This window comes from Gordonia westfalica (genome assembly GCF_900105725.1).
GTDB classification, from domain to species: Bacteria; Actinomycetota; Actinomycetes; order Mycobacteriales; family Mycobacteriaceae; genus Gordonia; species Gordonia westfalica.
Genome location: NZ_FNLM01000034.1, coordinates 3,183,006 through 3,209,184 on the forward strand (window position 1 = coordinate 3,183,006; position 26,179 = coordinate 3,209,184).

General features: G+C 67.4%; 23 protein-coding genes and 1 pseudogene. 16 read left to right on the plus strand and 8 right to left on the minus strand.

What is annotated here, in order from left to right; genetic code table 11:
• The first annotated feature begins 20 nt into the window (after positions 1-20).
• On the plus strand, positions 21-1,451 hold the full coding sequence (gene ramB / locus BLU62_RS20040) for an acetate metabolism transcriptional regulator RamB (RefSeq protein WP_074851697.1): 1,431 nt from the start codon (positions 21-23) through the stop codon (positions 1,449-1,451).
• Between the two features lie 67 nt (positions 1,452-1,518).
• Here the strand turns inward: ramB and BLU62_RS20045 are convergent, their stop codons facing one another.
• Positions 1,519-2,934, minus strand: a complete 1,416-nt coding sequence (locus BLU62_RS20045; protein ID WP_074851699.1) for a lipase family protein — start codon at positions 2,932-2,934, stop codon at positions 1,519-1,521.
• A 413-nt stretch (positions 2,935-3,347) separates the two neighbouring features.
• Between BLU62_RS20045 and BLU62_RS20050 the strand changes: the two genes are divergently transcribed.
• The gene (locus BLU62_RS20050; protein ID WP_074853035.1) at positions 3,348-4,637 is read left to right on the plus strand and encodes a lipase family protein; all 1,290 of its coding nucleotides are present in this window, start codon (positions 3,348-3,350) and stop codon (positions 4,635-4,637) included.
• Positions 4,638-4,662: 25 nt separating this feature from the next.
• Here BLU62_RS20050 and BLU62_RS20055 read toward each other — a convergent pair whose 3' ends face one another.
• Positions 4,663-5,127: a MaoC family dehydratase gene (locus BLU62_RS20055; protein WP_074851702.1), complete on the minus strand. Its 465-nt coding sequence runs from the start codon at positions 5,125-5,127 to the stop codon at positions 4,663-4,665.
• 25 nt (positions 5,128-5,152) lie between these two features.
• On the opposite strand from BLU62_RS20055, the gene BLU62_RS20060 reads away from it, so the two are divergent.
• From BLU62_RS20060 to BLU62_RS20095, 8 genes are all read left to right on the plus strand, one after another.
• A complete protein-coding gene (locus BLU62_RS20060) occupies positions 5,153-5,689 on the plus strand; it encodes a carboxymuconolactone decarboxylase family protein (RefSeq protein WP_074851704.1) in 537 nt (178 codons plus the stop codon).
• Between the two features lie 14 nt (positions 5,690-5,703).
• Complete coding sequence (locus tag BLU62_RS20065; RefSeq protein ID WP_074851706.1) at positions 5,704-6,360, plus strand: class I SAM-dependent methyltransferase; 657 nt, start codon at positions 5,704-5,706, stop codon at positions 6,358-6,360.
• Positions 6,361-6,400: 40 nt separating this feature from the next.
• The gene (locus BLU62_RS20070) at positions 6,401-7,219 is read left to right on the plus strand and encodes a class I SAM-dependent methyltransferase (RefSeq protein ID WP_074851708.1); all 819 of its coding nucleotides are present in this window, start codon (positions 6,401-6,403) and stop codon (positions 7,217-7,219) included.
• On the plus strand, positions 7,216-7,560 hold the full coding sequence (locus tag BLU62_RS20075; RefSeq protein ID WP_074851710.1) for a cupin domain-containing protein: 345 nt from the start codon (positions 7,216-7,218) through the stop codon (positions 7,558-7,560). The genes BLU62_RS20070 and BLU62_RS20075 overlap by 4 nt, the downstream gene beginning before the upstream one ends.
• Positions 7,561-7,599: 39 nt before the next feature.
• Complete coding sequence (locus BLU62_RS20080) at positions 7,600-8,268, plus strand: helix-turn-helix domain-containing protein (protein WP_074851712.1); 669 nt, start codon at positions 7,600-7,602, stop codon at positions 8,266-8,268.
• An 84-nt stretch (positions 8,269-8,352) separates the two neighbouring features.
• A complete protein-coding gene (locus BLU62_RS20085) occupies positions 8,353-8,832 on the plus strand; it encodes an MTB12 C-terminal domain-containing protein (protein ID WP_074851713.1) in 480 nt (159 codons plus the stop codon).
• Between the two features lie 5 nt (positions 8,833-8,837).
• Complete coding sequence (locus tag BLU62_RS20090; RefSeq protein ID WP_074851715.1) at positions 8,838-9,557, plus strand: ABC transporter ATP-binding protein; 720 nt, start codon at positions 8,838-8,840, stop codon at positions 9,555-9,557.
• Positions 9,554-10,429 carry an ABC transporter permease gene (locus BLU62_RS20095; protein ID WP_074851716.1) on the plus strand — a complete coding sequence of 292 codons (876 nt, stop codon included), beginning with the start codon at positions 9,554-9,556 and terminating at the stop codon, positions 10,427-10,429. Before BLU62_RS20090 ends, BLU62_RS20095 begins: the two co-directional genes overlap by 4 nt.
• Here the strand turns inward: BLU62_RS20095 and BLU62_RS20100 are convergent.
• Together BLU62_RS20100 and BLU62_RS20105 are read right to left on the minus strand one after the other, a co-directional pair.
• The gene (locus BLU62_RS20100) at positions 10,350-11,234 is read right to left on the minus strand and encodes a DNA-3-methyladenine glycosylase family protein (protein WP_074851718.1); all 885 of its coding nucleotides are present in this window, start codon (positions 11,232-11,234) and stop codon (positions 10,350-10,352) included. The two genes, BLU62_RS20095 and BLU62_RS20100, sit on opposite strands and share 80 nt — an antisense overlap.
• Before the next feature lie 195 nt (positions 11,235-11,429).
• Positions 11,430-12,667: pseudogene (locus BLU62_RS20105) on the minus strand (metal-dependent hydrolase family protein).
• 431 nt (positions 12,668-13,098) lie between these two features.
• Here BLU62_RS20105 and BLU62_RS20110 point away from each other — a divergent pair.
• A complete protein-coding gene (locus tag BLU62_RS20110; protein ID WP_074851721.1) occupies positions 13,099-14,133 on the plus strand; it encodes a linear amide C-N hydrolase in 1,035 nt (344 codons plus the stop codon).
• A gap of 152 nt (positions 14,134-14,285) precedes the next feature.
• On the opposite strand, the gene lpdA is transcribed toward BLU62_RS20110, so the two are convergent.
• Positions 14,286-15,671 (minus strand): dihydrolipoyl dehydrogenase, encoded by a 1,386-nt coding sequence (gene lpdA / locus BLU62_RS20115; RefSeq protein ID WP_074851723.1) that lies wholly within the window; start codon positions 15,669-15,671, stop codon positions 14,286-14,288.
• Positions 15,672-15,790: 119 nt separating this feature from the next.
• On the opposite strand from lpdA, the gene BLU62_RS20120 reads away from it, so the two are divergent.
• The 3 genes from BLU62_RS20120 (at position 15,791) to BLU62_RS20130 (ending at position 18,329) form a co-directional block, all read left to right on the plus strand.
• Entirely contained in the window at positions 15,791-16,471 is a 681-nt protein-coding gene (locus BLU62_RS20120; protein ID WP_244278268.1) for a TetR/AcrR family transcriptional regulator, read from the plus strand.
• Positions 16,472-16,481: 10 nt separating this feature from the next.
• The gene (locus tag BLU62_RS20125; RefSeq protein ID WP_074851725.1) at positions 16,482-17,762 is read left to right on the plus strand and encodes an NADH:flavin oxidoreductase; all 1,281 of its coding nucleotides are present in this window, start codon (positions 16,482-16,484) and stop codon (positions 17,760-17,762) included.
• 81 nt (positions 17,763-17,843) lie between these two features.
• Positions 17,844-18,329: a DinB family protein gene (locus BLU62_RS20130; protein ID WP_074851727.1), complete on the plus strand. Its 486-nt coding sequence runs from the start codon at positions 17,844-17,846 to the stop codon at positions 18,327-18,329.
• Positions 18,330-18,336: 7 nt separating this feature from the next.
• On the opposite strand, the gene BLU62_RS20135 is transcribed toward BLU62_RS20130, so the two are convergent.
• Entirely contained in the window at positions 18,337-20,034 is a 1,698-nt protein-coding gene (locus BLU62_RS20135) for a serine hydrolase (protein WP_244278269.1), read from the minus strand.
• Between the two features lie 163 nt (positions 20,035-20,197).
• On the opposite strand from BLU62_RS20135, the gene BLU62_RS20140 reads away from it, so the two are divergent.
• Positions 20,198-22,258, plus strand: a complete 2,061-nt coding sequence (locus BLU62_RS20140) for a prolyl oligopeptidase family serine peptidase (protein WP_074851729.1) — start codon at positions 20,198-20,200, stop codon at positions 22,256-22,258.
• A gap of 183 nt (positions 22,259-22,441) precedes the next feature.
• On the opposite strand, the gene BLU62_RS20145 is transcribed toward BLU62_RS20140, so the two are convergent.
• Positions 22,442-23,830, minus strand: coding sequence for an IS1380 family transposase (locus tag BLU62_RS20145; RefSeq protein ID WP_084811776.1), 1,389 nt, complete (start codon positions 23,828-23,830; stop codon positions 22,442-22,444).
• Positions 23,831-23,940: 110 nt separating this feature from the next.
• Positions 23,941-24,423 carry a nucleotide exchange factor GrpE gene (grpE, locus tag BLU62_RS20150; RefSeq protein WP_074851731.1) on the minus strand — a complete coding sequence of 161 codons (483 nt, stop codon included), beginning with the start codon at positions 24,421-24,423 and terminating at the stop codon, positions 23,941-23,943.
• 76 nt (positions 24,424-24,499) lie between these two features.
• On the opposite strand from grpE, the gene BLU62_RS20155 reads away from it, so the two are divergent.
• Positions 24,500-26,179, plus strand: a complete 1,680-nt coding sequence (locus BLU62_RS20155) for an Hsp70 family protein (protein ID WP_074853037.1) — start codon at positions 24,500-24,502, stop codon at positions 26,177-26,179.

Genomic DNA, 26,179 nt, shown 5'->3' on the forward strand with positions numbered 1-26,179 from the left:
ACCTGTTCTGGAGGTGGCGAGTGAACAGGACCTACGTCGGATCACGGCTGCGACAGCTGCGGTCCGAGCGCGGACTGTCGCAGGTGGCCCTCGCGCAGACGCTGTCGATCTCGGCGTCGTATCTCAATCAGATCGAGCACGACGCCCGCCCGCTGACGACCTCAGTGCTGCGCAAGATCACCGAGGCGTTCGGTGTCGACGCCGGGTTCTTCGACTCCCAGGACGACCTCCGACTGGTCGCCGAACTGCGCGAGGTGCTGCTCGACGACGACATCGAGGCCGCGCCGGGCGCGCACGACGCCCAGCAGATCAGCACGATGGTCGCCGCGCATCCGGAGATCGCGCAGGCGATGGTCAATCTGCACCGGCGCTACCGGATCGCGACCGACCAGCTCGCGGCGGCCACCGACGAACGCGGCGACCGCAGCATGCGCGGCACGATCAGCGCCCCGCACGAAGAGGTTCGCGACTACTTCTACCAGCGCCGCAACTACATCCACGAGCTCGACATCGCCGCCGAGGAGATGACGAACCGGATGCGCATGCACTCCGCGGACATCCGGCGCGAGATCATGAACCGCATCGAGAACGTCCACGGGATCAGCATCGTGCGCCGCGTCGACCTCGGTGACTACACCCTGCATCGTCTGAACTCCGAAGAGCGGCGACTCGAGTTCTCCGCCGCGCTCTCCGCCGGTCAGCGGACCTTCAAGCTCGCCAGCGAGCTCTGCTACCTCGAATACCACGATCTCCTCGACGAACTCGTCGATCAGGGCAACTTCACCAGCGAGGACGCCCGGTCGCTGGCCCTGCTCGGCCTGGCGAACTACTTCGCCGCCGCCGTCGTACTCCCCTACAGCCAGTTCCACGGTGCGGCAGAAGACTTCCGCTACGACATCGAACGCCTGTCGGCGTTCTACGCGGTGTCCTACGAGACGATCTGCCACCGGCTCTCGACGCTGCAACGCCCCAACCTCCGCGGCATCCCGTGGTCGTTCGTCCGCGTCGACCGCGCGGGAAACATGTCGAAAAGACAGTCCGCCACCGGATTCCACTTCTCCTCCAGCGGCGGTACCTGTCCGCTGTGGAATGTCTACGAGACATTCGCCTCGCCGGGCAAGATCCTCACCCAGATCGCCGAGATGCCCGACGGCCGCAACTACTTCTGGGTGGCGCGCACCGTCGAGCGCCGGGCCGCACGGTACGGACAACCCGGTAAGACCTTCGCCATCGGCATGGGATGCGAACTCCGCCATGCCGGCCGGGTGATCTACTCCGACGGCCTCGAGATCGGGCCGCAGGCGCACGTGACCCCGATCGGTGCGGGCTGCCGCGTCTGCGAACGAACCCAGTGCGCGCAGCGGGCGTTCCCCGCGCTGGGTGCCACACTCCGCGTCAACGAACACTCCTCGACGGTGTCGCCGTACATGGCGATCACCGAGAGTCGTTGAGAACGAGCGATTTCCGGATGCGGGACGAGCTGGTTTCGATACGGCTCGTCGCAAGCTCCTCGCCTACTCAACCGGCGGAGGGACACTCGTTCACTGCGGGGATTCCCCGCAGCCGGCGGTCGAGCCAGGTCGCGACGTCGGGGAACGCGGTGAACACCGCCGTGAGGTGCTCGATGGGGTACTCGCGGTAGATCGCGGTCGCACCGAGCTCACACTGTTCGGCGTACAGGGCACGCGCCTGCGCCGCCGGGATCCACCATTCGTAGGTCCCGTTGTAGATGAACAGCGGCATCGACGCCTTGTATCCGGACATCGAGGTGACGTCGAAGATGTGGTCGGCGACCGGCGAGTGGAACGGGTCGGGGTCGAGCGAGAGCAGCTGGGTCGGCATATGGGAGAGCCCGAGGATGCCCATCTCACCTGTGCAGAGGTCGCGCAGCCCGGACGTCGCGAGCCATCGTGCGGGATTGTTGGCCATCGCCAGGGTCTCCGGACGTTCCCGCCCCACACCCAGCATCGCGGAGTGGAAGACCCCGGACGCCAGGTTGGCGTTCATCGCCCCCGCCAGCACCCGGTAGTCGGCCGGGACACCACCGATCGCCGCGCCGACGAAGCGTCCGGCCTGATCGGGGGCGTATGTGGAGGCGAGTTTCGCAGCCCCGTTGGTGGCGATCGCACCACCGGAGTACCCGTGCATGACGATCGGACCACGACCGAACTCGGTCGGATCGAGTTTCGCCGCGGCACGGACGGCATCGAGGACGACGTGCGCGCCGACATACGGCTCGGCATAGGCCATCCGGGCGCCCGTGTGGTCGGGCACGATCACCGCATAACCCCGATCGAGCGCCAGCTGGGTCAGGGGCGGGAACAGGTCGGTGTTGTTGGTGTCCTTGTTGTACCCGTGGGAGAACGTGTAACCCGGTGTACAGGTGGTTCCCAGCGCGACGATGGGCGTGTTGTTGACGACGATCGGCCGCGGCCCCGGGCCCTTCCACGCCTTCTCGGGGACGAAGAGCGTTGCCGTGCCGAAGAGCGGTCCGCCGGTCGCGTCGGTGGTGCGGAACTTGATCTGCCGAGCCGAACGCAGCGGCACGGTGACGAGGAAGCCGGCCACCTGCGTCACGTTCCGTGTCGCGATCAGGTCCCCGGGCTCGAGTGCGGCGAGGTCGGCGGGCCAGTGATCGAAGAAGCGATCACCCACCGGCGACGGCATGACCGCCTCACGCAGTTCCTGCAGCTCCTCGGAACCGCCCTCGATCTTCGACCTCTGCGGGATACGGTTGAGCTTCTTGATCGGGGGCGGCGGTATCACCGCGTCGATCTCGCCCGGGACATCCGAGGGTATGGCGGTCAGATTCGGGGGCTCGGCGTGGGCGACCGCGCCCGTTCCCGGTCCCCCGACCAGCGTGACCGTGGCGACACCGACCGACACCGCCGCACGCATCAGCGTCCGTGATCGCCACCTGCACTTCGAGCGCATCGCCAACTCTCCTGTCACGCCAGCGATCCCCGGGTCAGCTCACCCCCGATGGTCAGCCCAACTCGCTCATCCTCATCCGAACTCCGTCATGCTAAACGCCCGCGCGGAGATCGGCAGGGCACATTCGGGTTCCACGTCGATTGCGTCACTGCCCACCACCGACGCGATCACGGTTGGATATCGAAGCAATGTCCATCGGGGTGCCGGGCGTCTACACCTGGTCGCTTGACCTAGTGTCGACCGCAGCGAGGCGACGATGCACTCGCGAACCGCGGAGGCACCCGATGGCGACGAGCGCGCAGTGTCGAGGACACCGGGCCGGCCGTCGCACGCTGATCGTGAGCATCGCCGCGGCGGTCGTGGCTGCGCTGTGCGCGGCGACTCCGGGGATCGCATCCGGCGAGCCGCCGAACATGATGCCCCTCCCGCCCCCGGTGGTCGACGCCGTGGACTCGGCCGTGCCACCTCCCCCGATCCCCCGCCTGGGCGAGATCCCGCCGCGCGCACGCGCATCCGGATTCGACCAGCGCACACTGGAATTGCGGGAGGCACTGTTGCCGTCACCCACCGGCGACCCGCTGTTCGATCGTTGGCCGGCAGACCTTTCGACGCTGACGCCGGGGCAGGTGCTCGCGGTTCGCGACGTCACCGCGACCGCCGCTCCGGTGGTCACCGTCCCGCTCCGATCGGCCACCCTGATCAAGTTCGCCACGACCGACGCGGTCGGCGCCCCGATCTTCGGCACCGCGACCCTGCTGATCCCGGCCCGCGCCGCCCGCGGACCCCGACCCCTGCTGGTCAACAACCTGCCCATCGACTCGCTCGGCGCCGCCTGCACTCCGGGATACACGCTCGCACATGGCTTCTCGATCGCGACGAACATCACCGACCTGATCCCGCCGACCACCCAGCTCGCGTTGAACGACGGTCACGCGGTCCTCATCCCCGACCACCAGGGTCCACGGATGGCCTACGCCGAACCAGTCGTGGCCGGGCATGTCGTGCTCGACGCGATCCGCGCCGGCCTGGCAGTTCGCCCGGACGTATTGCGGCACAGCAGGATCGCGATGACCGGCTACTCCGGCGGGGCGATCGCGACGCACGGGGCGTCGAAGCTGGTCGGCGAGTATGCACCCGAACTGGCCGACCGGATCGTCGGCGCCGCACTCGGTGGGGTGCCCGCGGACTTCCGCATGCTGGTCGGCAGCATGAACGCGAACCTGGCGACCGGCCTGTTCCACGCCGCAACCTTCGGCATCGCACGTGAACGCACCGAGATCCTCGCGATGGCCAACCGGCCCGCACGGTGGCTGGCCACCTCACCCCTGAAGAACGTGTGTGTCATCCCCGAAGCGCTGGGCGGCGGGACGTTCATGCCGATGCAGCTGCTGTCGAACGACCCGGATCCGTTCCATTCACCCGTGGCCGAGCGGATCTACCGGCTCACCGCGATGGCGGACCGTAAGTCGGTGGTGCCCTTGCTGATCTATCACGGCACCCACGAATGGTGGATACCCGCGGCGGGCGCCCGTGCGCTCTTCCGCCGGCAGTGCGGGTACGGGGCCGTCGCCGCCTACCGGGAGATCTTCGGTGAGCACGTCACCGGCGCGATCCTGGGTTTCCCGGTGGCGCTCGAGTGGCTCAACAGACGACTCGCCGGACAGCCGGCGGTCAACGAGTGTCCGCGGCGCCCGGCGGGATGAGGCCGGGCGCCGCGGATCGCCACACTCAGTAGACGAGGACGCGCAGGTTCTCGGCGACGCAGGCGGGCTTGGCCTCGCCCTCGATCTCGACCGTGTTGGTCACGACCATGTTCACGCCCTTCGGGGTCTCCTCGATCGAGGTGATCACCGCGTTGGACCGGATGCGCGCGCCGACCTTGACCGGGTTCGGGAAGCGCAGCTTGTTCATGCCGTAGTTGAGGACGAGCTTGGGACCCTCGATCGAGAAGATCTGGCCGGCGAGCATCGGCAGCAGCGAGACCGTGAGGTATCCGTGCGCGATGGTGGTGCCGAACGGACCCGACTTCGCACGCTCCGGATCGGTGTGAATCCACTGATGGTCGCCGGTGGCGTCGGCGAAAGCGTCGATCCGCTCCTGGGTGATCTCCAGCCACTCGCCCGACCCGAGGTCTTCCCCGATCGCGGCCATCAGTTCTTCGACACTTGTGAACGTCCGTGTGCTGTTCGTCATAGTGGGCGTAGTCTACCGTGGCCCCATGAGCGCACCGCGAGTCACACCGGGTGGTCTCCGAGAACTCGGACCCTTCAATTTCGTCTTCGCGCGCGGGGCCGCACGCGTCATCGGAGTCGACGACGCGCACATCTTCTCCACACTCGGCCGGACGAAGGGACTGTTCCGCGGCTGGCTGCATTTCAGCGGCCGGTTGATGCCGTTCGGGACGTTGCCGCGCAAGGATTCCGAGATGATCATCATCCGCGTCGCGCACCTGCGCGGCTGCGATTACGAACTCGACCATCACCGTCGGCTGGGCCGTCGGGCCGGCATCGGCGACGCCGAGTTCGAGCGCATCCTCTCCGGCCCCGACGCCGGGTGGGGTGACCGCGAGCGGGCCATCCTGCGCGCGGTCGACGAGCTGGTCGCCGACAAGGACGTCTCCGACATCGCCTGGGCCGCACTGTCGCGGCACCTCGACGCTCGCAAACTGATCGAGTTCACCCTGCTCGTCGGACAGTACGACAGCCTGGCCACCACGATCCACACACTCCGCATCCAGCGCGATCGCCATACGTGACCGACGGGTGAGCGATGGAGTCGATCAGCCAGCGCCTGATGCGCAACGCCGCCTTCGCCGAGATATACGAGCATCTCTGGCGGCCGACGTTCACTCGGCTGTTCAGTCTCGGCGGGCGGGCCACCGAGGACTACGACCGCGCGCTCCGCGCGTATCTGTCCCGCCCCGGTGACCGACTCATCCTCGACGTGGCCTGCGGCCCGGGCAACTACACGCGTCGCATCGCCGACGGCCTGACCGGCGACGGCCGCTGCATCGGGATCGACTTCTCCCCACCCATGCTCGCCCGGGCCGCCCGCACCAACGCTGTCGACCGCGCCGCGTTCCTCCGCGCCGACGCCCACGCGATCCCGTTCGGCGACAACACCTTCGACGTCGTCACCTGCCTGGCCGCCCTCTATCTCATCCCCGATCCACTACCCGTCGTCGACGAGCTGGTGCGGGTGACCCGCCCGGGCGGCGAGATCGTCGTCTTCACCTCGGTGGCGACCGACCTCACATCCCTGCCCGGAGTGCAGCGGATCGTCGGCCTGAGCGGCTTCCGCATCTTCGACGAGGACACCATCGTCGAGCGCCTGCGCGCCGCCGGGGTGGTCGACGTCGAGCAGACGATCACCGGCCAGGGGCAGTACGTCCTCGGCGTGAAGCCGGCGCCGGTCATGCCTGCTTGACATTTGCAGTATGGTTCTCCTCGAAATAGGGAGGTTAGGTATGACTAACGAAACTACGTCCGGGGATCAGCTGCCGTTCGGCCAGCGCAAGACCGAGGACATGCCGGGGCACTGGCTCCTCGCGCGACTCGGCAAGCGAGTCCTGCGTCCGGGCGGACGAGAGCTCACCGAGAGCCTGCTCGACGACGCCGCGATCAGCGGCGCCGACGTCCTCGAGATCGCTCCGGGACTCGGCAAGACCGCCACCGCGATTCTCGAGCGCTCGCCGCGCAGCTATGTCGGCGTCGACGACGATCCCGACGCCGTCGTCCTCACCAAGGACGTCATCGGCGATCGCGGACGTGTCGTCCCGGGAGACGCCTCGGCCACCGGGCTCGACGACGCGAGCACCGACGTCGCCGTCGGCGAGGCCATGCTCACGATGCAGTCCGACCGCAACAAGGCCAAGATCGTCGAGGAGGCCTTCCGTGTGCTGCGTCCCGGCGGCCGGTACGCGATCCACGAACTCGCGATCAACCCCGACACCCTTCCCGACGACGAGAAGACCGAGATCCGCAAGTCGCTGGCGCGGTCGATCAAGGTCAACGCCCGTCCGCTGACCGAGGCCGAATGGCGAAAGCTCCTCACCGACGCCGGTTTCGAGGTCACCACGGTCAAGTTCGCCAAGATGGCGCTGCTCGAACCGCGTCGCGTGATCGCCGACGAGGGCCTCGGCCGCGCGCTGAAGTTCGTGGGCAACGTGATCCGTGACGGCGACGCCCGCAAGCGCGTCCTCGCGATGCGCTCGACGTTCACCGAGTACAAGTCGCACCTGGCCGCCATCGAGGTCATCGCGACCAAGCCGGAGACCGCGAAGTGAGCGACACGACCATGATCACCGGCCTCACCGAGAACACCGGCAAGGCCGGCGATCGTCCGGACATCTCGGTGCTCTCGCGCAACGACGGCGGCAACGTCGTCCGGCTGTCGTTCCTGTCCGGCCAGACCATGCCCGACCATTGCGCGGGCCGTCCGATCCTGGTCATCGGCCAGACCGGCGAGATCGACTTCACCGTCGGTGACACCACCACCCGCCTCGAGACCGGGGTCGCGATCCACGTGAACGCCAACATCCCGCATGCGCTCGAAGCGCGGACCGACGCGGTGGTCACACTGGTGGTGTTGGAGAATCCCACCGGGGGCAACTCCTCCGGGAACTGAAGCAGGCCTGGGGGCGCGTCGAGATCGAGAGGGGCACCTATGGCAACCAAGCAGCGCGAGAAGATCATCGCCCTGCTGGCCGAATCGGACGAGCCGATGGTTGCCGGGGAGATCTCGACGCGCCTCGACCTGCATGTGACGACGGCCCGATTCCACCTCGCCAAACTCGTCGACGAGGGCCGGGTCGAGACCACGACCGTTCCGACGCTCGGCGTGGGACGCCCCAGCGTGGGCTATCAACTCGTCCACCAGGCCCCCACCGGCGCCCTCCTCGGCCATCTACTCGGCCAGCTGGGCAGCACTCGGGCGGCGCGCGAGCGTGCCGGCGCCGAGGCCGGTCGCCTGTGGGCCGAACAACATTCGTCTCCGGTCATCGCGGCCGATCTGCCCGACCCCGTCACCGTGGCCTCCGAGATCCTCGGCAAACTGGGTTTTCAGGTGTCGAATATCGTGAGCGCCTTCGGTTCTCATGAGGTGCGGCTCTGCTCCTGCCCGTTGCAGGACATCGCCCGCACCCACCCAGAGGTGGCCCGCGGCGTCGCACGTGGCGTCATCGAACAGGCTCTCGCCGCCGGCTCCCCCGCACTCAGCTCGCAGTACGCCGTCTCGGTCTCCCCGGATCCGTCCGGCGGGGACTGCGAGATCGTCCTGCGTCTCGCCCCGCTCCGGCGCGGAGCCGGGCCCCTGGCCGAAATTCCATTCAGGTGAGGCTTGCCTTAACTAATTTCGAGGATTAAGTTTCTCCAAAGGCGTTGGCGAACGACCATCGCCGAAACAGGAGGGACCCAAGTCATGCATCTCGTCCGCAGGATGACCATCACGTTGCTCGCGGCTTTCGTGGCCGTCGTCGGGCTCGTTGCGGCCACCGGCGGTGCCTCGGCCGCCAAGACCTTCCCGCCGAACTTCAAGGTCACCACCGACCGTCCCACGCTCGCCGATCTCAACGACATCGTCGAGTTCCTGGTGGAGACCCCGGCGTCGGATCAGGCCAAGGCCGCCAACGTCGAGGGCGGCATGAACGCGGTGGTCGTGCCGAAGACGGTGTACTCGCTGGGCATCTTCCGCGCGCCGCGCGGCTGGAACGAGGTGACCGGCCCGCTGGTGCAGAAGGGCAACAGCGTCACGGCCACGCTCAACAGCGGTTCGGCCGGCCGTCCCACGATCCGCATGACCATCGAGTTCAAGAAGCTCGACGGCAACTGGAAGCTCTCGGCCAATTCCCTGTGCCAAGGCGTCAAGACCGTCGGCCTGAACGTCTACTGCAACAGCTAGTCGACGTGCTCGACATCAACGGCCTGTCCGTCCGTGTGGGCGGGCAGGCCGTTCTCGACGGGGTGACCACCCGGGTCGACGACGGCGAGCTCGTCTACCTCCTCGGCCGCAACGGCACCGGGAAGACGACGCTGCTGCGGACGATCTGCGGCGTCATTCCGGCATCGTCCGGACGAATCCTCATCGACGGCAAGCGGTTCACCGATCTCGACGCACCGTCGACGGTGATCGGTATGCACCTGGGTATGGACGGGGCGCATCCCGGACACACCGCCCGCCGTCATCTGACCTGGCTCGCGCGGGCCGGCGGGATCCCGACCGGGCGGGTCGCCGAGGTCCTCGACCTCGTCGGACTCACCGACGTGGCCGGGCGCCGCGTCGTCGACTACTCCCTGGGCATGCGTCAGCGACTCGGGATCGCCGCCGCACTCCTGGGTGATGCGCGGACCCTCATCCTCGACGAACCGGTGAACGGCCTCGACATCGACGGCATCCGTTGGCTGCGAGGGCTTCTGCGAGATCTCGCCGACGAGGGTCGCCGTCTGCTCATCGCCTCCCACCACCTCGACGAAGTGGCTCGCACCGCCGACCGCGTCGTCGTGCTGGATTCCGGCCACGTCGCGGCAGATGCGCCGCTGACCGAATTCATCGGCGGGCACACCGATCTCGAGGAGGCATACCTCGCCACCGTGGCCGAGAAGCCCACCGCAGGAGTCACCGTATGACCACCACACTCGCGGCCGTGGCGGGCCAGATCCGCCGCGGCACGCGTGCCGAACTCACCCGGGTCGGGGGCGCGCGCAGCATCCTGCTGTACGGGCTGATCCCGGGCGCGGTCCTGCTGCCCCTCGTGATCACCCTGGGTGTCGCCACCGTCGCCGAACGATTCGCCTCGATCTCGGGGAGTATCCAGGTCACCTCGGTCACCACGACCAACTCGGTGTACTGGGTCATCACCTTCACCGTGATGATCTGGGCGGTGGTCGCCGCCTACGCGCAGGCAACCGCAGAGCGCGGGGCACTCGGAGAGATCGCCCGCCACCTGTACCCGCGACGGTGGACCGGCCTGGTGTCCCGGTGGATCGCCTACGGCACCGGCGCCGCGTTGTGCAGCGCCGCACTGGTCGCGCTGGTGATGGCGATCCTGCCCACGTTCTTCCCGAAGGTCTACAGCGGCGTCGACATCGGCTCCGCCGAGGGCGTCCGCTTCCTGGTCTCGGTGCCGGTGTTCGCGGTGTGCGCCGTCGGGATCGGCATCGGACTCGCGGCGATCGTCGGCCACCCGGCGGGAACCGTTGTCGCACTGCTGGGCTGGGCGTACGTGATCGAGAACGCGATCAGCCTGGTACCCGAGGGCTACACCCTGCAGAGCTACATGCCGTTCCTGAACGGAACCTACGGCACCGGCCAGGAACTCGCGTTCATGCCGCCGTGGGGTCGCACCGGCGGGCTGGTGTACTGCGGGGTGGTCGCGCTGGTCCTGTTCCTCCTCGGATGCGTCGCGCTGACGCTCCGGGTCAGAAGGACCGGTAGTCGCGCACCGTCATCCGCGGTCCGCGCCGCTCTCGCCGGACGCCGTGCAGCTCGACCATCCTGATGATCCGACGCCGTTGTCCGGCATAGGGTTCCAGTAGTTCGAGCATGCCCGCGTCGTCGACCGGTTCACCGATGAGGGTCATCCCCACCAGCGTCGGGATGTGATAGTCGCCGACCGACACGGCGTCGGTGTCGCCGACCGCGCGCGCACGCGTCTCCGCTTCGGTCCACCGCCCCACACCGCGTAGCAGACGCAGGCGGTCGTGATGGCGTTCGACGTCCATCACGGTCGCGCCGCGGATCGTGCGCATACGGACCGGTTCGATGCCGCTGCGGTGCCACTCCCAGGACGGGATGTCGGCCCACGCGCCACGCGGCGGTGGTACCCGCATCGTGTCGGGCACCGGACCGGGCGCCGGCTCGCCGAAGCGCCTCACCAGATACCGCCAGGCCCGGAATGCTTCGGCCCCGACGACCTTCTGTTCGAGGATCGCCGGGACGAGCGCCTCCCATACCCGGTCGGTGCGGCCGATCCGCAGGCCCACCGACCGGCGGACGAGGCCGGCGACGACGTCGTCGCGCACGGTCATGGCCTCGGGGTCGTCGGCGGCACCGAGGAAGTCCGGCAACTGGTCGAGCAGCCAGTCGGCGCCCGGCCCCCACGCACGTCCGAGCACCCGGGAGCCGGCGATGCGCAGCGTCACGGTGCCGGGTCCGTCGGGGGTCTGGACGGCACGCCAGATCGAACCGTCGTTGCCGTATACGAACGTGGGGTCGCCGGCACCGCGTCGCAGGTGCCCCACCGTGCCCCGGATATCGAGGGGCCACGGCAGGTCCCATTCGCGGACACGTTCGGCGGCACTCACCGTTCCGAGCGTAGTCCGCCTCCGCCACGCCCGTTTCTCGTCGAATTCCGGAGAATGTCGAGAAAAGGTTGCGCGAATTCTTCTGCTATTCAACGAATCGTCGGCGAACAAAGGGGTGCGAGTACGTATCGGATACGACAAGAGCCGGTGACCGAAGAGGTCACCGGCTCTTGTCGATACGTCAGACCATGCGGTTCAGAGTGCGTATCCGCCGCGGTTGGAGGCGGTCTTGCCCTCCTTGAGGACCAAGAGGATGTTGTCGTGGTCGGCCAGCGAGTCGATGTCGGTGAGCGGATCGCCCTTGACGACGACGACGTCGGCGAGCTTGCCCGCCTCCAGGGTGCCCAGCTTGTCGGCCATGTCGCACAGCTCGGCGGAGGTCTTGGTGCCGGCCACGATGGCCTGCATCGGGGTCATGCCACCGAACTTCACCAGGCAGCCGAGCTCACCGAGGGTGGCACCGTGGTCGGGGACCAGACCGGCGTCGGTGCCGACGGCCACCTTGATCCCGGCCTCGATGGACGCCGCGATGGACTCGTGTGCCAGGGCGTGCCACTTGGTGCTCTTGGCGACCGCCTGAGGGGTCGCCGTGTCGGGCTTCAGGGTCTCGATGAGAGTCGGAACCAGGTACTGGCCGCGCTCCACCATCTCGGCGCGCAATTCGTCGGTGAGTGCATAACCGTGCTCGATGCTGTGCGCACCACCCTGGACGGCGGCCTGGATGCCGAGAAGACCGATCGCGTGCGCGGCGACCTTGCGGCCGCCGTAGTTGTGGGCCTCCTCGACCAGTGCGGCGACGATCTCGGTGCGGGCACCGAGCCAATCCGGGTCGTCGCTCGGCGAGGTGACGCCACCGCTGGACGCGACCTTGACGACGTCGACGCCGTTACGCAGCAGCTGGCGGACCTCCTTGCGCGCCTCGTCGACGGAGTCGACGAGCAGGCCGCCGACGAGGCCGGTGCCGTCCAGGCCGGACGGGATGTGGAAGTCGGCGTGACCACCGGTCTGGCTGAACATCTTGTCGGCCACCAGGAGGCGCGGACCGGCCACCAGGCCGTGGGCGACCGCGTCGCGGACCCCGACGTCGATGCCCATGAGGTCGCGCACGGTGGTGACACCGGCGCCGACGGTGGTCTTCAGGCGGTCGATGAGTTCGAAGTAGCGGTACGACGGCGGAACCATCGCCGCCGAGATCGGCGAGCCCTTGGTGCCCGGCAGCGAGAGGTGCACGTGGCAGTCGAAGAATCCGGGGGTGACGGTGTTGCCCCGACGTCCACCTTCACCGGCTTCACCGACTCGTCGATCTGCGGGGCACCAGCGGCCGCTCCGGCGTAGGTGATCTTGCCGTCGTCGATCACGACAACCGCGTCAGCGATCGCGTCAGCACCGGTCCCGTCGATCAGGCGAGCATTGTGAAGAATGGTTGTCGTCATAACCCTTGGTTATACCGTGTATTCGATCTTTCCCGGCATTCGCTGTTCGATCCCGCAGCAGTTCACCCCGCACCACCCGCATCGGGCGAATCGGATGTGCCGACGCCGAAATCTCGGCGTAATCCCACGTCATCCACATATATGTCCCGTATCGACGTGTCGTGGTCGTCCGTCCCCGGCATCGGCGCCGATCACACCTGCTCAAATTTGTCGTCACAGGAGCTGGAAATGTCACGAAATTGCCTATCGCGTCGTCTGCAGATCATGTCCTACGGCAGGGACGGGGGCTCCGCACCTGACGGACCGAGTCGAGTATGCGCCAACTTCTCTGTGCGGCAGAGCATTCGAACAACGCATGAGTAGGCTCGGTCACTGAGGACTCCGTCTCCCGGAGACCGAAACCCCCTCTAGGAGTTAGGCAGTGACAACGCATGTGCACACGAGTGATGTGGCCCGACGCCAACGGTTCGGTGTTGGTCGGCCGGAACATGGACTTCCACAAGGATCTGATGACCAACCTGTGGAAGCAACCGCGCGGCGTGAAGCGCGACGACGGCGTCAAGGGTGAACTGACCTGGACGTCGAAGTACGGCAGCGTGATCGCCGCCGCCTTCGACATCATCTCGGTCGACGGGCTCAACGAAGCCGGCCTGGCGGGACATGTGCTCTGGCTGGCCGAGTCCACCTATGGCACCTACGACGAGTCGCGACCGGCGCTGAGTCAGGCCGTCTGGCTGCAGTATTTCCTCGACAATTTCGCCACCGTCGCCGACGCGGTCGCGTGGATCGAGGAGACCGACGTCGCAGTGGTGCAGATGGACGATCCGACGGGCGGCACCCCTCCCACCATCCACCTCGCGCTCGACGACGCCACCGGCGATTCGGCGATCATCGAGTACATCGATGGTCATCCGAAGGTCTACCACGACCCCGCCTACCGCGTGATGACCAATTCGCCGACCTTCGACAAGCAGCTCGAGCTGGTCGAGGAGATCGAGGGACTCGGCGGCGACAAGCCGCTGCCGGGTTCCACCCTCGCCGCCGACCGCTTCGCCCGCGCGTCGTACTACGTCGAACGACTCGCCGAGCCCGGCACCCAGCTCGAGGGCATCGCCGCGATGTTCAGCGTCATCCGTAACGCCGCGCAGCCCTTCCGCATCCCGGACCCCGGCAAGCCGGATGCGTCGCAGACCATCTGGCAGACGGTGACGGATCTGACGAACAAGCGTTTCGTCTACGAATCGACCACCCGCCCGAACATCGTGTGGGTCGACCTCGACGATCTCGACTTCGGCGAGGGCTCCCCGCAACTCAAGCTCGACCTGTGCGGCCGATTGGCACTCGAGGGCGGACTCGCCGGCAATGTCGGCGACAAGTTCGAGGACGACGGGCCGATGACGTTCCTGTCGCTGCAGATCCTCGAGGAGCTGGCGAAGGCTGCCGACGCCCAGACCAGCGGGGCCTGATCCCGCCACTGCGGAGACGCCGAAACGCGCCAGACACACGGCTGCGGCCGGTCCGATCCTCGCGGGATCGGACCGGCCGCAGCCGTTTTGGGTGTGTCTACAGGTTGATCATGTGCCCGATCGCGCCGTGGCAGACCAACCCGAGGCGCGGCTCACAAGTTGATCATGTGCCCGATCGCGCCGTGGAACGTTTCTTGGAGCGCTTCCGACATGGTCGGGTGGGTGTGCACGTTGCGGGCGAGCTCCTTGGCGGTGAGATCCCACTTGTGGGCCAGCGTCATCTCCGGGAGCATCTCAGAGACATTGTCGCCCACGAGATGTCCGCCGAGCAGTTCGTCGGTGTCGGCGTTGGTGACCAGCTTGACGAAGCCCGCGGTCTCGCCGAGGCCCTGCGCCTTTCCATTGGCGGTGAAGGGGAACGTGGTGGCCTTCACGTTGTAGCCCTCGTCCTTGGCCTGCGCCTCGGTGAGACCGAACGACGCGACCTGCGGCTGGCAGAAGGTGGCACGCGGCATGAAGCGGTAGTCGCCCAGAGTCATCGTCTCGGCACCGGCCATGGTCTCGGCTGCGACAACACCCTGAGCCTCGGCGACGTGCGCGAGCTGCAGCTTGGCGGTGACGTCGCCGATGGCGTAGATGCCCTCGACGTTGGTGCGCATGTAGTCGTCGATCGCGATGGCACCGCGGTCGGTCAGCTCGACGCCGGTCTTCTCCAGACCGAATCCCTCGACGCGTGGGGCGAAGCCGACGGACATGAGGACCTTGTCGACGGTGAGCTCACCGTCGTTGTCCTTGGCGTCCTTGTAGGTGACGGTGACGCTGTCGCCGTTGTCGGTGACCGTCTGCACCTTGGTGGAGGTGAGCATCTTGACGCCGAGCTTCTTGTATTCCTTGGCGACGGCCTTCGACGAATCGACGTCCTCGTTGGGCAGGACTCGGTCGAGGAACTCGACGATGGTGACGTCGACGCCGTAGTTGGCGAGCACGTAGCCGAACTCCATCCCGATGGCGCCCGCACCGACGATGACGATGGACTCGGGCAGCTCACGGGTGAGGATCTGGGTCTCGTAGGTGACCACGTTCTCCGACAGTTCGACGCCCGGCAGGAGCTTCACGGTCGAGCCGGTGTCGATGATGACGTTGTCGAAGGTGATCTCCCGATCGCCGACCTTGATGGTCTTGGCATCGGTGAACACGCCGTAACCGTCGATCTCGGTGATCTTGTTCTTCTTCATCAGGAAGTGGACACCCTTGACGATGCCGTCCGAGACCTTGCGGCTGCGGTCGAACGCCGCGCCGAAGTCGAAGGACACATCGCCACTCATACCGAAGGTCTTGGCCTGGTGATTGAAGATGTGTGCGAGCTCGGCATTACGCAACAACGCCTTGGACGGGATACATCCGACGTTGAGACACACACCGCCCCAGTACTTCTCCTCGATGACGGCGGTTTTCATGCCCAGTTGAGCCGACCGGATCGCGGCTACGTACCCACCTGGACCTGCACCCAATACAACTGTTTGAAAGTGTTCAGCCACGCCTGCCACCCTACGTCCCGTCACTGGTCCGTCGCAGTCCGTCCCACTACTCGCTGGTAACACCGCGGCGGTTTCAATCAATGATTGAAACGCTGCTTGATCTGTGATTTCATCCAACTGTGACCCAGACCACCGATGCGACGCCGTCCGGGGCCGGATCGACCGGCACCCGCGAGGCCCTGCTCGCCGTCGCCGAACGGCTTTTCCTGGCCGACGGCTACGACAAGGTGTCCGTCCGTGCGATCTGCTCCGCCGCCGACGCCAACCCGGCCGCGGTGCACTACCACTTCGGGACCAAGGACGATCTGACCATCGCCCTGCTCGAATCCCGGCTGGCGCCGTGCTGGGCCGACGCACTGGCCTCGATCGATCCCGGGACCGATTCGGTCCACCAGATCGTCGACGTACTGCTCGCACCGTTCGTCGAGCTCCAAGGCGATCCGACCGGTCACCTGCACCTGCGGTTGCTGTCACGGTTCGTCCTCAACCACCCGACGGTCGGCTGGACCGCCCGGTGGTTCGGCCTCGATCCGTTCGCCGACATCCTGCTCGACGCCATCCCCGGACTGCCCGCCGGCGCGGCCCGCCGACGCTGGGCACTCGCCTTCCAGCTGATCCTCCTGCGCTTCGGCAGCACCGAGCCGCTCGACGCCAAAGCCGTCGCCGCCCTCGCGGAGTTCGTCACCGCGGGATTGTCGGCACCTGCCCTTCGAGACAGGGAGCAGACGAAGAGCGCTCCGCAAGCTCCGGGCTTCCTCAGGGAGCAGACAGCCAGCCCGTCCGACACCGAAACCGATTGAGAGGACCCCCGTGGACAGCCCAACCACCGGACCGTTCAGCCCCGCCCAGCTCGGCCCGCTCACCCTGCGGAACCGGCTGATCAAGTGCGCCACCTTCGAGGGCATGACGCCCGACGCGCTCGTCACCGACGAGCTGATCGAGTTCCACCGTGAGGTCGCCGCCGGCGGCGTCGCGATGAGCACCGTCGCCTACTGCGCCGTCTCGCCGGAGGGCCGCACCGACCGGCACCAGATCTGGATGCGTCCCGAGGCGATGCCCGGCCTGCGCCGACTGACCGACGCCATCCACTCCGAGGGCGCACTCGCCGCCGCGCAGCTGGGACATGCGGGCGCGGTGGCCAACTCGGTCTCCAACCGCAAGAAGGCGTGGGGTCCGGGGCGGATTCCCGCCCCGATGGGGATGTCGTTGACGCACAAGGCAACTGTCTCCGACATCGCCGAACTGCGGGTCAAGTTCCGGCAGGCCGCCCGCATCGCCGTCGACTCCGGCTTCGACGGCCTCGAGATCCACTGCGGCCACAACTATCTCATCTCCAGCTTCCTGTCTCCCCTGCTCAACCATCGTCGCGACGGTTACGGCGGCAGCCTCGTCAACCGCGCCCGTATGGCCCGCGAGGTGGTCGAGAGCGTGCGCGAGGAGGTCGGGAACTCCGCCGCGATCTGGGTGAAGCTCAACACCTACGACGGCGTCGGCAAACCCGACATCGAACGGTCGCCGGCGGCACGGGCCAAGGGTCGCGCCAAGCTAGGCAGCTTCAACATCGACGAGGCCTGTCAGGTGGCGCAGCTGCTGGAGTCCGACGGACACCTCGACGCCATCGAGCCGACGGCCGGCAGCTCGCTGCTCAATCCCATGTACCTGTTCCACGGTGACGCCCCGCGCAAGGCCTTCGCCGACGCCTTCTCGGGCCCGATGAAATACGGGCTCAAGGCTTTCGGTCCCATCTTCCTCAAGAAGTACCAGTACCACGACGGCTACCTGCTCCCGCTCGCCCGGGAACTGCGCAAGGCCGTCGACCTGCCGATGATCCTGCTCGGCGGCATCACCGACCGGGCGTCGATGGACATGGCGTTGGCCGAGGGCTTCGAGTTCATGGCGATGGGACGTGCGGTCCTGCGCGAACCGGACCTGCCGCTGCGCATCGCCGCGGACCCGTCGACGACGTCGAAGTGCGTCCACTGCAATCTCTGCATGCCGACGATCTACTCGCAGACCCGCTGCCCGATCCGTACCGGCGAGGTGCCCGATCCGCTCGCGGTCTCGTCGTCGGTGAGCGGCCCGGCGAGCTGACGCCGCGGTGGCTGTCGCGTGTCGTGTCGCCGACCGCACCGATACGCGACAGCTGCGCGCGCTCTTGCCTATGGTGACCCCATGGCTCCTCGCCGCAAGGACACACCGCCGCCTTCGACCGGCGGATCGGAGAAAGAAGTGCTCGTCGGCTTCCTCGACTACCTGCGCTCGTCGGCGGTGTCGAAACTCGACGGTGTCGGCGAGGCCGACGCGCGCGCGGCCGCCGTGCCATCGGGCACCAGCCTCCTCGGGCTGGTGCGGCACCTGACCTTCGTCGAACGGTTCTTCTTCCTCGGCGAGGACACCGCCGACTGGAAGTCGACGTTCACCTGCGGGGAGTCGGATACGGTACCCGGCATCCAGGCCGGCTACCGGCAGGCGGTGGCCGAGGCGAACGCGGTCATCGGGACCTACGCCGACCTCGGCGAGCCCGCGCCCAGGGCCGCCGGCCGACGCTCCTCGCCGTCCATGCGATGGGCGCTGACCCACCTGATCGAGGAGACCGCCCGCCACGCAGGCCATCTCGACATCATCCGCGAGAACATCGACGGCCGGACGGGACGCTGAACCCCCCTCAGTTCCGCAGGAAGACCCCGTCGCTCTCCTCGTCGTCGTAGTACTCGATCGTCATCTTCGGGCCATCGAAGGTCACCTGGGAGATCGTGCCGAGTTCGGCGTTCTCGTCGTGCAGGGTGAAGGTGAAGGTGAAGGTGTTCCGGTCCCAGTGTGCGAGTTCGTGTCTGCGGACTCCCCCGGGCCCCATCTCGAGGAACAGTTTGCCATCCCGTTCAACGACCTCGGCCGGTCCGTAGACGGCGTTGGCGTACGTACCGACGAACGACGGCAACGGTTGCGACGGAGCCGGATTCGCGGGCGGTTGTTTCCCGACGAGTTCGCCGTTCGGCACACTCAGGGGCGCATACGCCTTGGCATAGAGTTCGCGCCAGTCGCTGCGGATCTCACCGAACTGCACGAGGTCCATGAACTCCGCCGCCAGCGCGTCGACCGCGCCGATGGGTGCGGCGTTGGACAGCACCACGATCGCCGTGTCCGCGGACGGCAGGATCGAGAACGAGGTTCCGGCGCCGGACGCGAAGGCACCAGCATGGCTGAACTGGGTGCGGGCATCGGTGGTCACGCCCACGTTGAAGCCGTAGCCGTAGAACCCGGCGCGCGTGTCGGGATTCGCCGGCGGATTCGACACGATCTGCGGTGACACCGCGGGCAGCAGGGCATCGGGGGCGACGATCTCGGCGCCGTTGTGCTTGCCCTGAGCCAGAACCATCTTCAGCCAGATGGACATGTCGTTGACCGACGAGCTCACCCCGCCGGCCGGCGACTGGGCGTCGGGATCGCGGGGGATGTCCGTCTTGGCCCACTTGCCGTCGATCTTGATGTGGCCGACGGCACGGTCGGCGCGCTTCTCGAAATCCGCGTAGCGCGAACTGGTGCTGGTCATGCCGAGCGGGCCGTAGATCAGGTCCTGCGACAGGGTCGGCCAGTCCTTACCTGCCTTGGCCGCCACCGCCTCGGCCCCGGAGGTCACGCCGAAGTTGGTGTAGGCGTAGCTGATCCGGTAGGGATCGAGCGGCATGAACCGAAGCCGCTGGAGGATCTCGGTCTGCGAGTAACCCATGTCCTCGAGCTTGTCGCCGGCGTGATCCGGCAGCCCCGACCGGTGCGAGTACATGTCGCCGACGGTCACGGTGCGGGTGACGTACGGTTCGGCGAGCGCGAACCACGGCAACCCGTCGACGATCGGCATGTCCCAGGCAACCGTCTTGCCGGTGACCGCCGCGCCGACCACCGTCGACCCGACCGACTTCGACACGGACGCGAGCTGGAACACGGTGTTGGGATCGACCTTCTGCCCCGTGGTCAGGTCCTTGACCCCGAAACCCTTCGCATACTTGGTCTCTCCGCCGGACACCACCGCCACCGCGAGTCCGGGCAGACCCGTCGACGTCATCAACGACTCGACGAGACCGTCGAGTTCGCCCACGGCCTTGTCGACCGCACCCGCCGGCAGCGGCATCGCATCGACGGCGTTCGGGTTCACCAGCGCCGACGAACCGGACGGTTCGGTCGGCGGGGCGCCCGTACCGGAGGAGCCGCTGTCGCACGCGGCGACCAGGGCGATCACCGAGAGCGCCGAGCAGGCTGCCAGCGACGCACGTCCCCAACGCGGACCGTGTCGCCGAGGACGTCGCCCGGGGGTGCGGGCGGAATCAGGGCCGGAGCGCCGGGCCGGGACCGAATCGGAAGTGGGCATGCGGATCTCCTCATCCTCGCTGGAAAAAGATACCGCGAGGCCCTGCACCAGGTCTCGATTCCGCAGTTCACCGGCACCAATCGGGCGAAATGAGGCACGAACGTACTCCCGGCCACGTCCCACAATCGGATGAGCGACCCCCGCCCCGCGTAAGTTGGACGACATGACCGAGCAGGCCGACAGCATCTCCACCAGCACCGATACCGATGATCCCTTCCTCTGGCTCGAGGACGTCACCGGCGACGAGGCGCTGACGTGGGTGCGCTCCCACAACGAGCCCACCGTCGAGACGCTGTCGTCGTCGGACCGCTTCCGCGACATGGAGGCGTCGGCCCTGGCGATCCTCGACACCGACGACCGCATCCCGTTCGTCCGGCGCCGCGGCGAATTCCTCTACAACTTCTGGCGCGACGCGGCCAATCCCCGCGGCCTCTGGCGGCGTACGACGCTGGAGTCGTACGTGACCGATGCGCCCGACTGGGAGATCATCATCGACGTCGATGAACTCGCCCGCGCCGAGGACGAGAACTGGGTCTGGTCGGGCGCCACGGTACTCCGTCCCGACTACGAGCGCGCCCTGGTGTCGCTGTCACGCGGCGGTGCCGACGCCACCGTGATCCGCGAGTTCGACATCCCCTCACGACAGTGGATCACCGACGGATTCAACCTGCCGGAGGACAAGTCGAGTGTGCGCTGGATCGACCGCGACACCGTCTACGTGGGAACCGATTTCGGTGAACAGCCGGACGGCGTCGGCTCGCTGACCGACTCCGGCTACCCCCGCGTGGTCAAGCGCTGGTCGCGGAGCACACCGCTCGAGGCCGCCACGACGGTCTTCGCGGGCGAGAAGAGCGACGTGTCGGTGAGCGCGGTGTACGACGACACACCCGGATTCGAGCGGCACTTCGTGTCGCGGTCGACGGACTTCTTCAACTCCCTGATGTTCGAACTGCGCGACGGTGAACCGGAACTCGTCGATGTTCCGACCGACGCCCACGCCGGTGTCCGGATGAAGTGGCTGCTGGTGATGACGCGCTCGGAGTGGGAGGTCGACGGTACGACCCACGCACCGGGCACCCTGCTGGCTTTCGACTACGACGACTACCGCGCCGGAGGCCGCCGGGCGACCGTGCTGTTCACCCCGGACGCGCACACGAGCCTCGTCGACTATGCCTACACGCGTTCACTTCTCATCATCGTGACGTTGCGCGACGTGCACACCCGGGTCGAGGTGCGCGAGCTGGGCAGCTGGGAGGTCATCGACTTTCCCGGCCTCCCCGATCTCGCCACCGTGTCGGTGCTCGACACCGACCCGGACGAGAGCGACGAGGTGTTCTGGATGGCGACCTCGTTCACCGATCCGCCGAGCCTGCTGCACAGCGACGACGACGAGAAGCCTCGGGTCATCAAGCGCAGCCCGGCCTACTTCGACTCCGAATCGGTCACGGCCGAGCAGCATTTCGCGACATCCGACGACGGGACGCAGATCCCCTACTTCGTGGTCCGCCGACGGGACGTCACCACCGGCCCCACCCTGCTCTACGGCTACGGCGGTTTCGAGAACTCGCTCACCCCCAGCTACCTGTCACTCTCCGGCAAGAGCTGGATCGAGCGAGGCGGCATCTACGTGATCGCGAACATCCGCGGTGGCGGTGAGTACGGGCCGTCGTGGCACACCCAGGCCCAGAAGGCCGGTCGCCACAAGGTGTACGAGGATTTCGCGGCTGTGGCGCGGGCTCTCGTCGACACCGGGCTCACCACTCCGGAGCAACTGGGCGCGCAGGGCGGATCCAACGGCGGGCTCCTCATGGGCGTCATGCTCACCCGGTACCCGGAGTTGTTCGGCGCGTTGGTATGTCAGGTCCCGCTGATCGACATGAAGCGCTACCACCTGCTGCTCGCCGGCGCGTCGTGGGTCGCCGAGTACGGCGACCCCGACGACCCCGAGCAGTGGGAGTTCATGGAGCCGTTCTCGCCGTACCAGAACATCGATCCCGATGCCTCCTACCCGCCGATCCTGGTGACGACCTCCACGCGCGACGACCGCGTCCATCCCGGACACGCCCGCAAACTCGTTGCGCGGCTGGAGGAGACCGGCCACGACGTCATGTACTACGAGAACATCGAGGGCGGGCACGGCGGCGCCGCGGACAACAAACAGGCCGCGTTCAAGACCGCGCTCAGCTACGAATTCCTGTGGCGGAAGCTCGCTCCCGAATCCTGACCCCCGCTGCAATGCGGCCGCTACCGCTCGCACCTCAGCCTGGATCCGTGGACGGGTTGTCGGGAGGTGTAGTTTGGGCTGCTTCTGTGGTTGATCAGGTTGTGGGCGTGGGGTATTCGCTGATCTTTGTCAGCTTTTTCACTGGGGTTCCTGGTGGTGGGTGGATGTGTTGGGGTGTTGGGGTCAGGGGGTGTTCACCGCGGTCCACAGGGTGGTGAATGCGTGGTGCCAGGGCCAGTGTCGGGGTAGGTGCAGGATGGGTGTTCGTGCTGGTCGGGCCAGTCGGGCGGGTACGGCGACCAGGGTGCGTCGTAGTGTCGCTCCGCGCGCGGCGCGCAGTCTGGCCGAGCTGGTGAGCGCGGCGAGGGTGCGCATGAGGTTGTGGCTGATGGCGGTCAGGGCCAGCCAGGCGGCGTTGGCGCCGAAGACGCCGGAGGGTAGATGGGCCAGTGGTCCGTCGATGAGGTCGGCGAACACGGTCTCGATGACGGCGTGGGCGCGGTGATTGATGTCGGCGGTGATGGTGTCGTCGGTGGTGTTGGTGAAAAACGAGTGATACCGCCATGCCGGCATCAGGGTGTCGGTGTCGGCAGGGTGGTGTGCTTTGACTCGCCGCACGATGAGTCGGGCGGTGATCGGGTGTGGCGAGAGTGGTCTGACCGTGTAGGTGGTTTCGGCGATTTCGGCATCAGAGATCAACGCGCCGGTGTCGGGGTCGGTGACCGCCCCGGGATAGACCACTGGGGTCCAGGCATCCTCGCCGATGGCTGAGATCGCGCGGGTGATCGCGGTGTTGGTCCGTAGGACCAGCGAGAACGTGGCTCCCAGGCGTTGGCAGGTAGCCATCACCTCAGCTGATCCGTAGGCCGCATCAGCGCGCACGGTGATCTCACCGGCGGCCCCGCAACGCCGGGCGGTGGCGATGGTTTGCGCGATCATCGTTGCGGCCCCGGCACCGGAGGCGGCGCGGCCGGCGCGCAGCCAGGCGTTAGCGATCACCGGTGGGTACTCGGGTGCGCTGAGGGTGGCGATCAGCGGCGACAGACCCCGACGCAGCAGTTCACGTCCGGCGATCTTGGCGTGTCCGTAGGAGGCGCCGGTCTTCTGATAGCCATAGACCGGACGCAGCAGGGAATCGATATCGACGAACACTCGGGCACCGTTAGTGGGCAACAACCCTGCCCGGGCGCACATCGCCGGCAGGGAGCGGGTCATCACGGCGTTGAGTTGTCGGGCATGCCCGGGAGTGAACTCACGCAGGGTTTGTCCGATCGTGGCCGGGGCGTACACGCGGTCGAACAAGCGTCGGTGCCCGCCGCTGCGGACGATGCCGAGGTCGTCGATACTGTCCGCGCCGCAACATAACCCGGCGATCACGGTCAGCAGTTTCGCTTCCAAGTTGGCTCCGGCTGAGGCGACCCGGGTGGTGCCCAGATCGACCCGTTTGGCCAGCAGCGCGGCCACCCCGGTCGAGCGCGCCAATTCCATCACCGGTACCAGCCCGGCATGCGACACGAGATTGTCGTCGTCAAAGAGTGCGGACGTGGCCGAGAAGCTGTGTGATACTTTCACTGAAAGTGCCTTCTGAGCTGGGATGTTTTGTGTCTCAACACCACCAATCATCCCAGCTCAGAGGGCACTTTTATGTCACCGACACCCCACACCCCTCCACGGATCCAGGCTCAGGAAGCGGAGGGCGCAACCCGGTACACGACGACCGCGGCCGGGCGCACCGAGCGGTCGGCGACGAGCAGCCCTGGGCGCACGACCCCGAGCACCGTCCGGTCCAGCGTCGGGTCGGTCGTGGTCGCGACGTCCACCGCCTCCATCGTGCGGGCGTCGAAGTCGGCGCCGGCGGCCGGTGTGACCACCGCGCCGCCGCGACCGGTGATGATCCGCTCGAGGCCGGAGGCGAGGAGACCGAAGGCGGCCCGGTCGCCCTCCGATGCCGATGCCGCGCACGAGGCGGCGTCGGTGTAGAGCGCGAACAGGTCCACCAGTAGCGCGGCGTCGGCCCCGTTCGTCGCGGTCCGGGTACCGGCCGCGGCGGCGAGCCGCTCGATCGTCGCGGTCTGGCGCGCGACCACCCGGCCGAGATCGGTCAGCTGTTCCTGCAGTTGTCCGAGGGCGGTGGCGGAGGGTGCAGCGGCATGATCCGACGTCATTTCCACAGCGTAATCGTCGACCTGCGCACCGCGGTCGACGTCGCGGGTCCCGTTGCCGCTGCTAGCCTTGCCGATCGTGGGGGTATTCGGTGTGGATCTGGGGACCACGAACTCGGCGATCGCGAGAATCGACGCCGACGGCCGTCCGGAGGTGATCGTCGGCCTGTCCGGCGCATCGACCACCCCGTCGACCGTCCTCCTCACCTCGGCGACCGACCACGTCGTCGGCGAAGGCGCACGCCGGGAGGCGCGCCTCGATCCGGAGAACGTGTGCTCGCTGGTGAAGCGCCGCATGGGCGACTCCCAGTGGCGCTTCGTCGCCCACGGGCAGACCTGGTCGGCACCGGCCATCTCGGCGCTCATCCTCAAGTCGTTGATGTCCGACGCCGCCTTCACCACCGGCGAGCAGGTCGAGCGGGCGGTGATCACGGTGCCCGCCTACTTCGGCGACGAGGAGCGTCGCGCCACGATCCAGGCCGGTACCTACGCCGGTCTCGACGTGGCGGGCGTGCTGTCGGAACCGATCGCCGCGGCACTCTCCTACGGATTCGCCCGGATCACCGACGCCCTCGCCACCCGCACTCCCGACGAGACCGTCCTCGTCTACGACCTCGGCGGCGGCACCTTCGATGCGACCGTCATCGAACTCGCGGACCGCCGGATCACCGTGCTCGCCGTCGACGGCGACCATCAGCTCGGCGGCGCGGACTGGGACGAGCGGCTGGCCCTGCACCTGTCACGCACCTTCTGCGCCGAACACCCCGACGCCGAGGACCCGCTGGACGACTCGGCCGGTTCACAGTCGATCATCCTGGCCGCCGAACGCGCGAAACACGATCTCACCGAATCGGATTCGACGTCGGTGATCGTGTCGCACGACGGCGCACGGTCCGTCATCACCGTCACCCGTCCGGAGTTCGAAGAGCTCACACGACCACTGATGGCCCGGACCGTCGAGTTGACCAGATCCTGTCTGGCGGCCGCGGAGCGTCGTGGCGTCTCGAAGGTCGACCGCGTACTGCTCGTGGGCGGTTCCTCGCGGATGCCGATGGTGGCCCGCGAACTCGGCGCGGCCCTGGGCATCACCCCCGAGCTCGATGACCCCGATCTCGCGGTCGCGCGGGGAGCCGCGATCTACGGCGAGAAGCTCGAGATCGAGCGTCTCGTCCGGGCAGATCTGTTGACACGCGGACGTTTGCGCGACGACCGCACGCTCGTCGACGCCTCCCCCGCCGACCTCGACGAGTCCTGTTCGCGGGTGGCGGCCGCATTCGCACTGCCGGTGGGCAACGTGCGCCGGATGCTCGAGATCACCGTCGACACGGTGGTGTCACGCGGATTCGGCGTCCTCGCGGTCAACGGCCACCACGGGGAGCTCGAGGCCAGCTGGCTGGTCCAGCGCAATCAGCCCCTGCCCATCCGGGTCCGCCGTTCGTTCGGCACGATGCGCCGCGACCAGGCCCGCATCGAACTGGTCGTCCTCGAGCAGCAGGGTCAGGCCGCATCCCCGCGGCCGGAGGACGCCAAGGTCCTCATCGAGGGCGCCATCACCGACATCCCGCCCGGATACGACGAGGGCAGTGAGGTGGTCGTCACCTTCGAGATGGCCTTCGACGGTGTGCTGCACGTGACCGCCTTCCATGTCGAGGCGGGCATCCCCTTGGAGCTGTCGGCGAAGACCGGTGCCACGCTGTCGAAATCGGAGGTCGAACGCGAGCTCGATCAGGTCCACCGGACGAGACGACGCGACCACTAG

Coding starts and splice junctions, on each gene's coding strand:
- BLU62_RS20060 (WP_074851704.1), top strand. CDS start 5,153: ATGAGCGCACCGCGAGTCACACCGGGTGGTCTCCGAGAACTCGGACCC.
- BLU62_RS20140 (WP_074851729.1), top strand. CDS start 20,198: ATGACCGAGCAGGCCGACAGCATCTCCACCAGCACCGATACCGATGAT.
- BLU62_RS20065 (WP_074851706.1), top strand. CDS start 5,704: ATGGAGTCGATCAGCCAGCGCCTGATGCGCAACGCCGCCTTCGCCGAG.
- BLU62_RS20045 (WP_074851699.1), bottom strand. CDS start 2,934: ATGCGCTCGAAGTGCAGGTGGCGATCACGGACGCTGATGCGTGCGGCG.
- BLU62_RS20135 (WP_244278269.1), bottom strand. CDS start 20,034: ATGCCCACTTCCGATTCGGTCCCGGCCCGGCGCTCCGGCCCTGATTCC.
- BLU62_RS20095 (WP_074851716.1), top strand. CDS start 9,554: ATGACCACCACACTCGCGGCCGTGGCGGGCCAGATCCGCCGCGGCACG.
- BLU62_RS20110 (WP_074851721.1), top strand. CDS start 13,099: ATGTGCACACGAGTGATGTGGCCCGACGCCAACGGTTCGGTGTTGGTC.
- BLU62_RS20130 (WP_074851727.1), top strand. CDS start 17,844: ATGGCTCCTCGCCGCAAGGACACACCGCCGCCTTCGACCGGCGGATCG.
- grpE (WP_074851731.1), bottom strand. CDS start 24,423: ATGACGTCGGATCATGCCGCTGCACCCTCCGCCACCGCCCTCGGACAA.
- BLU62_RS20050 (WP_074853035.1), top strand. CDS start 3,348: ATGATGCCCCTCCCGCCCCCGGTGGTCGACGCCGTGGACTCGGCCGTG.
- BLU62_RS20080 (WP_074851712.1), top strand. CDS start 7,600: ATGGCAACCAAGCAGCGCGAGAAGATCATCGCCCTGCTGGCCGAATCG.
- BLU62_RS20055 (WP_074851702.1), bottom strand. CDS start 5,127: ATGACGAACAGCACACGGACGTTCACAAGTGTCGAAGAACTGATGGCC.
- BLU62_RS20070 (WP_074851708.1), top strand. CDS start 6,401: ATGACTAACGAAACTACGTCCGGGGATCAGCTGCCGTTCGGCCAGCGC.
- BLU62_RS20085 (WP_074851713.1), top strand. CDS start 8,353: ATGCATCTCGTCCGCAGGATGACCATCACGTTGCTCGCGGCTTTCGTG.